At 64.4% G+C, this 6,344-nt stretch carries 7 protein-coding genes; all 7 read right to left on the bottom strand.

Annotation, left to right across the window (positions count from 1 at the left end; translation table 11 throughout):
* On the bottom strand, positions 1 to 834 hold an 834-nt coding region (locus tag K2Z83_RS27520; protein WP_220598372.1), incomplete at its 3' end, for a DUF4158 domain-containing protein.
* A gap of 28 nt (positions 835 to 862) precedes the next feature.
* Positions 863 to 1,837 carry a tyrosine-type recombinase/integrase gene (locus K2Z83_RS27525; protein ID WP_220598373.1) on the bottom strand — a complete coding sequence of 325 codons (975 nt, stop codon included), beginning with the start codon at positions 1,835 to 1,837 and terminating at the stop codon, positions 863 to 865.
* 392 nt (positions 1,838 to 2,229) lie between these two features.
* The gene (locus K2Z83_RS27530) at positions 2,230 to 2,610 is read right to left on the bottom strand and encodes a DUF4158 domain-containing protein (RefSeq protein ID WP_220598377.1); all 381 of its coding nucleotides are present in this window, start codon (positions 2,608 to 2,610) and stop codon (positions 2,230 to 2,232) included.
* Positions 2,611 to 2,622: 12 nt separating this feature from the next.
* Positions 2,623 to 2,745, bottom strand: coding sequence for a hypothetical protein (locus tag K2Z83_RS29560; protein ID WP_255604560.1), 123 nt, complete (start codon positions 2,743 to 2,745; stop codon positions 2,623 to 2,625).
* A gap of 3 nt (positions 2,746 to 2,748) precedes the next feature.
* Positions 2,749 to 3,360 (bottom strand): site-specific integrase, encoded by a 612-nt coding sequence (locus K2Z83_RS27535; RefSeq protein WP_220598374.1) that lies wholly within the window; start codon positions 3,358 to 3,360, stop codon positions 2,749 to 2,751.
* A 39-nt stretch (positions 3,361 to 3,399) separates the two neighbouring features.
* The gene (locus tag K2Z83_RS27540) at positions 3,400 to 3,639 is read right to left on the bottom strand and encodes a site-specific integrase (protein ID WP_220598375.1); all 240 of its coding nucleotides are present in this window, start codon (positions 3,637 to 3,639) and stop codon (positions 3,400 to 3,402) included.
* 195 nt (positions 3,640 to 3,834) lie between these two features.
* On the bottom strand, positions 3,835 to 6,344 hold a 2,510-nt coding region (locus K2Z83_RS27545), incomplete at its 5' end, for a hypothetical protein (protein WP_220598376.1).

Here is a 6,344-nt window from a genome sequence, read left to right on the forward strand (position 1 = left end):
GTCAAGCACGCGCAGCGGCTGGGGGCGATAGTGGGCGCCCTGGCGGGCGAGCTGGCGCCAGCGTGAACGATGGAGGGTCGGGGGCAGCGGCGGCAGGGCGAGGTCGGCCAGGATCGTGAGCTGGTCGAGCAGCCGGAGCAGGGTGGCCGGGGAGGGGTCGCCGGGCTCCTCACGGAGCCAGGTGAGCGGCATGCTGCCGCGCGTCGGCCGCGGGGCGTCGGCGGCGACGACGAGCAGGGCGTCGAGCCGGGCCTGCTGGTCGGCGGTGAGATCGCGGGTCAGCAGGCGCTCCACGCTGCGGGTCGCCACGCGCTGCACGCCCCACACCAGGCGCTCGACCGTGGCGATGCCTGGAAGGATGATGCGCCGTTCGCGGAACTGCTGATGGGCCGCCTCAATCAGGGGCAGCGCCTGGGCGTTGGCCTGGGCCTGGGGGACGATTGCCCGCATCACGGCGCGGGCATCCTGCCACGTCCAGGTGCGGTAGCCATAGTGGGCTTTGATCGCGTCGAGGTGCTCGTAGCAGGTGGTGCGGCGCCCGCCGTAGCTGATGAAGGCCGCGGGCGCGATATCGAGCTGTTGGGCGATGGCGCGCAGCACGCGCACGGGCACGTCCGGCAGGCTCATCAGCGTCCGGCCGGGGTAGCGCAGTATGCACAGCTGCACGGCGACGCCCAGGCGGTTGACGCTGCGCCGATGCTGGCAGATGAAGGCGAGGTCGGCGGGCGTCAGCGTGTAGAAGCGGGCGATGTCGCGGTCGGGCAAGTCGTCGGGCAGCCGACTGAGCAGCGCGCGCTGCGCCGTGGTGAGGAGCGCGGGGCTATGCGACGCCATAGACGTTTCCCGGACGCACGCCCGGCCGCTAGCCGGGCAGCGTCTTCAACTGCTCGCGGATCTGGGTGCGAGTGGGCAGCGTGTAGCGCGCGGTGGTGGCGATGGCCGGAGCGCCGTCCTTGGTCTGGTGGCCGAGGTAGAGGGCGATCGCCTCCAGGGTCCAGCCGGCGCCGCGGGCGCGGTGGGCGAAGTCGTGGCGCAGATCGTGGAAGGTCACGTCCTGGATGCGCGGCCAGGATGCGTGGGTGGCTTGGGCCTTGAGGTGCTGCCAGCAGTGCTCGATGCCGCGGGGCGAGAGGTTGTCGGGTTGGTCGCGCCGGCGCAGGGCGGCGGCGCGCTGGCTGGTGAACACGAAGGGGCTGTCGGGCTCGCGGGCCTCGGTCGCGCTGGCGTCCAGGGTCAGGTAGGCGACGAGGGCCTTGCGGGCCTCGTTGTGCAGGTCGATGGTGCGGGTCTTGCCGCCCTTGGCGCCGACGATGGTGATCGCGCCGGCGCGCTGGGTGAGCACGCAGTGGTCGATGCGCAGGGTGGCGACCTCGCTGATGCGGAGGCCGGCCCAGTAGCCGAGCGCGAAGATGGCGGCGAGCCGGCGCGAGTCGGCCCGCTCGACGAGGGTCTTGAGGATGGTGCGCTGCTCGGCGGTCAGCTCGGTGGGGCTGAGGGAGGGGACGGTGGGCCGCTCGATGGCGTGGGCGGGGTTACGCGTGAGCTGGCCGGCGTCGATGGCCCATTTACAGAAGCGAGAGATGGCGGTCAGCGCGCGGGCGCGGGTGCGTGGCTGCTGGCCGGCGGCGGTGAGGTGGTCGACGTAGCCCTGGAGCGCGGTGACGGTGAGCACATCGGGGCGGAAGGGGCTGCCGTCGGGCTGGGTGGCGAGCCAGGCGATCAGGGAGCGCAGGGAGGAGAGGTAGGCGGCGACGGTCTTGGGGTCGCGGCGGCCGAGCGTGGCGACGAAGGCGCGCAGCGACTCGGGGTCGTTGTCACGGAGAGAATACGCGGGCATGGCGGCCTCCTGCAGAGGCGCGAGTGTTCTGCGACGAGTTTTGGGAGGGAACGTGCCCAGTATAGCACGCGCTGCCCGTCATCGGCATCGCATCCCAACGCGATTCTCAGATCAGGGCACGCTTGTGACGCGCAGCGCAAAGGAAAAACTCGACCGAGAAGGGAGATTCTGCGACGAACCAGGCGTGTGTGAGCCTTCTTTACTCGGTAGCGGTTTCGACATCGTGTAAAGAGAGTGGGATTGTATGATTCTACGTCAACGATTCTCCGACGAAGGGAAGGGGGTTGCAATATAACGCTGCTACGATGCGTGAACAAATTAGTACTTTACAGCACCAGGACGGTCAAAAGCCCCCTTCGCTCTTAGCGGAACTTTTCCCGGAAAAAGTACGATCACCCCATGATGGTGCGCACGCGCCGTGTGGTGTTCAGGAGCGTGGAGAAGGCCGGGAACTCGATCCACTGACGCACCAACTCTTCCAGCGCCACATTGATCAGGTCGGCCAGATCATTTTTGGTTTGGGCGGCCAGGGCAACGGTTTGGACAACTACATGGCGGCCCGCCGCGCCCCAGGCGCGAATGTCGAGATAGCGCCGAATGGCCGCCCGGTGACGCGCTCTGGTGCCGGAGCGGTCATAGTCAGCGAGGGTAGCAAGGCGCACGTGGGAGCGGGTGACGCGGGCGATATGCCGCACGATGGCATCTGGCACGGTGTCCAGGGAAACAAAGTAGCCGAGGCGCTGGAAGACTTTGAGACTGACCAGGAGCCCCAGGCGGGCGCGGCCTCAGCGGGCCACCTGATCGGCAAAGGCGAGCTCGGCGGGGGCGGGCGTGTAGACGGTCTCAAGCTCGGCGGGCGTGATGGTGCTGCGTAGGCGGGGATAAGCGGTGTCCTGAACGGCGGGCATCGCTTAGCGTCGCCCCTGCTCCAAGGCAGCGTGCACCTGGTCGTCATGGAGCGCGGCGTCGCCCTGGGTGGAGCGCGGGTCACGGTGGCCGAGCACGCGCTGGACGATCTCCATCGGCTGGCCCTGCTCGATCAGTTCACTGCCACGGGTGTGACGGAGCTGATGCAGGGTGTAGCGCGGTGCGCCAGCGGCGTCCACAAGCTGCGCACGCTCACAGACCCGGCGCCACTGATAGTGCAGGGCGTCGTAGCTCACGCGAGTGCCGCGTGGCGAGCGGACAAGGGGGACGTGGGCCGGCTGGCCGGCGAGGGTCTTGAGGTGGCTGCGGAGCATGCGCAGGCTGCGGGGCGTCGACGTCGGGCCGAGGACGACTACGCGCTCGGTGCCGTTCTTGGGGTCGCGCACGCGGAGTCCTTCACGCCCGGCGGCCAGGCTGACATCGCCCAGGTTCAGCGCAAGCACCTCACCGGCGCGCATACCGGCCTCGCGCAGCAGGGTGAAGAGGAGCTGGTAGGGCTGAGGGGCACCGGCAATCGCTTGATCAAGGGCAGTGCGGTCGGTGCTGCTCTCGATCGGGCGGGGGAGCTGTTGGCGCTGCCGGGCCGGCTCGCGCACGGCCAGGGGGTGGACGGTGCAGAGCTGATGGCGGACGGCCTAGGTGAAGAAGCGGCTGAGGGTCGCGGTGCGGCGGGCGATGGTGCTCGGGGCGACCGCGCCGCGGCTTGCCCAGCGCTCCAGCTCCACCAGGGTGAGCTGGTCAATGGGGCTGGTCAGGGCAACGGCCGCGGCGGTCAGTTCGTAGCGGTAGGCGCGCAGGGTATGGGGCCGGAGCCGCGCCACGCGGGCCATGGCACCGAGAAAGGCTGGGACGTGCTCGGCGAGGGTCGCTTCCATGGCAGCTCCTGGCCAAGAGGGAACGGCGGTGCCAGTGCTACTCAGTTTGACAGAGAAATCCGGACTTGTCGACGAGACCAGCGCTCTGTTTGCGCCGCGACCCTTCGCTGCGCTCAGGGTGACAACAACGGATTGCTCCCGGCACCACTGGCTACGGGCCATCAGGTACTCGGAATGACAAGTCTCGTTGTAGTACTAGCGACGCACTAGCGGCAGGTAAACCTGATGTATGGTCAATGGTACTCGCGCCATGGCTATATTTCCACTTGCATCGTGCGCGGTCACCACTACTTCACGTGGCATACTCGTTATTGCCACTTGCTGGGCATATCGCCGATCCTGAAGATAGGGCAATGCAATAGTTTGCCAACTTGATCCATCATTCGTCCATGCCACCTCAACTTGCAGATATGATCCTGCGGTTGTGTCATCATATGCCTCCGCGCTGATACTCACGCCCGTCGGTGTTTCCGTCATCGTTACGCCATTCACCACCGGCGGCATATCATCGTTCAGCAAGGAGTCATTTGCCACATTTGGGTCGAGATAGGTTATCTCAAGCACCATTTGCTGGTAGCGTCGCAGCGCACCCGTTCGCGATCCTGTTGCCCGAAACTGTGCTGGCAAGACGAGCAATTTGTCAGTTGCGGTGTCGCCACTCACGGTACGCTGCACCCCATACGGCTGATCCGGCAGCCAGACATCTGCTACCGTTAGGATCGGATCATTCGCACGCAGGCGACTTTCCTGGGTGATTGGCGTCGTCACGTAGGGATCAAAGTTGGTCAGATCGGGCAGAGTGGTCGCTTGCCGCAGGCGTACACTACGCGGTTCGGCTGGCAGCGGCCCGCTTCCCGGCAGTAATGTCAGATCATAGCTGAGCGCTGGCAACACCGGCTGACCCAAGGCGGCTTGATCCACCCCGACAACGGTTGTTGTCGCAGAGCGCATGCTATCAGCAATAACACTGGTAGCACGCAGTATGCTGCCAAAGCCAGCCGCATCAAGCTGGAAGCTGGTTGTAATGGTAATGAGTCGGGTAAACGTTGGCGCGCCACTCGCCGGATCGGGCTGGGTCATCAGGCCATGCGCCTGATGCGGTGTCAGCACCAGCGGCCCTGCTTCAACCTCTGTCTGGGGTGTGGCAGCGTCAACCCGCAGATATGGCAAACCATACAATGTCCATTCGCTCAGTACCTTCTCATCATAGACACTAAAGCTAGTCACACCCCGGTCGCGCAGATAGCGCTGCTTGGCTTGTGCCAGCGCCGCGCCAAGCGATGGCTGGCCAGGCCGTAACATCTGATTGGTAAACAATATCTGTAGCCGTTCGCTGAAACCGGCCACTTCATCATCACCATAGCCATAGCCGGTGTTGCCGATCAGGTTGCCACCATTGCGCATAATCGCGCTGGCGAAGTCGGCCCGATAACGAACCGTGATAAAAGAGTCGTCGGACGCATTCAGCCCGGAGTGACAGCCGACCGAATAAATCAGCGTCGGGCGGCCACCGCGGCGGAAGTAGGCATCGCCAGGGCTGGCCGGTGTGGCATTCTGTAGCGGTTCGACATCAAATACACTTGCCCCCGAGCTCAGGTAATCGGCCGGCAATACTTCGATATGGCTGAAATGGCTGTTGAGCGCCATGAGCCCATAGGGCGTATGCAGCCCACTGTAGGCCGAATTATTGGCGATCTGGTTGAATTGCCCGCCGAACCAGAGATTGGTGAATTCAGATGCGCTCCAGGTGTCACCAATCAGGCGCGTCACCGGCGCGCCCGCCGCCGCCAGGATATCTGCCAATTCGCTACTCGAGTCGCTCAGGAAGTCATAGCCAGTTACCAGTGCCGGGTTGGCGCTGCCTGCCTGAATGATGTAGCGCGTCGCCGCCGGGTCGTTTACTGTCGCCTGGAGATAGCTGACAATCTCGGATGGATACTCTACCAGCCGCCCAATGCCAAGATCAGGCACAAACAACTGGCGCCCGCGCCAGGGTGTCGGTTTGCGGTCGGCATAGAAATTGTCGGTTTTCAAGCCGCGGAAGAACAGACTGCCGCCTAGCGCAGTGGCCCGGTTTAACCCGGCACCCTCGGCATCCAGATCGCCCACATAGGCCCGCTCATTACCGATCGTGGTTTCATCAATCGTGCGATAGAACGGGATAACCTCATCGCCGCCAGTGATCACCAGATCGGTGATATTGGGATAGCGTAGCCGGATAGCCTCATCAATCACCAGCCAAATCTGACCTGCGGTGGCATTGGCCAGAATCGGCTGATCGGGGCGGGCATCCCACTGAGCGTAGAGTCCGGCAAGCCGACTGGCAGCCGCTGGGTCAAGATCAGTCGCCAAGTCGATCAGTACGCCATGGCTATCGGTCAGTATCTGGCTGCCTGGGCTCAAGAGATTGGACAGACTGGTCAGCGCCACACTCTGACCAGGCAATGTGCTGTAACGGCTCTGCATGCGCGTACTATGCTGAATGAACAATGTACGCACTGTCTGATCAAATGTGTGATTGAGCGCCACGGTTCCCGGCTGCGTTGCGGCAGTTGCGGTCGGCCCAGGCTGGATCTGAATATTCAGGGTATAGGGCGCGCCAGATGCGCCCTCAGCGCTGATGACGACCAGATAGACCACCCCGCCACTGGGTAGAAACGCGCCGATGGCTTCGTCGGCGGTGCCACTATTGGCCGAAATCGAGC

The organism is Oscillochloris sp. ZM17-4 (assembly GCF_019599295.1).
GTDB lineage: Bacteria > Chloroflexota > Chloroflexia > Chloroflexales > Chloroflexaceae > Oscillochloris.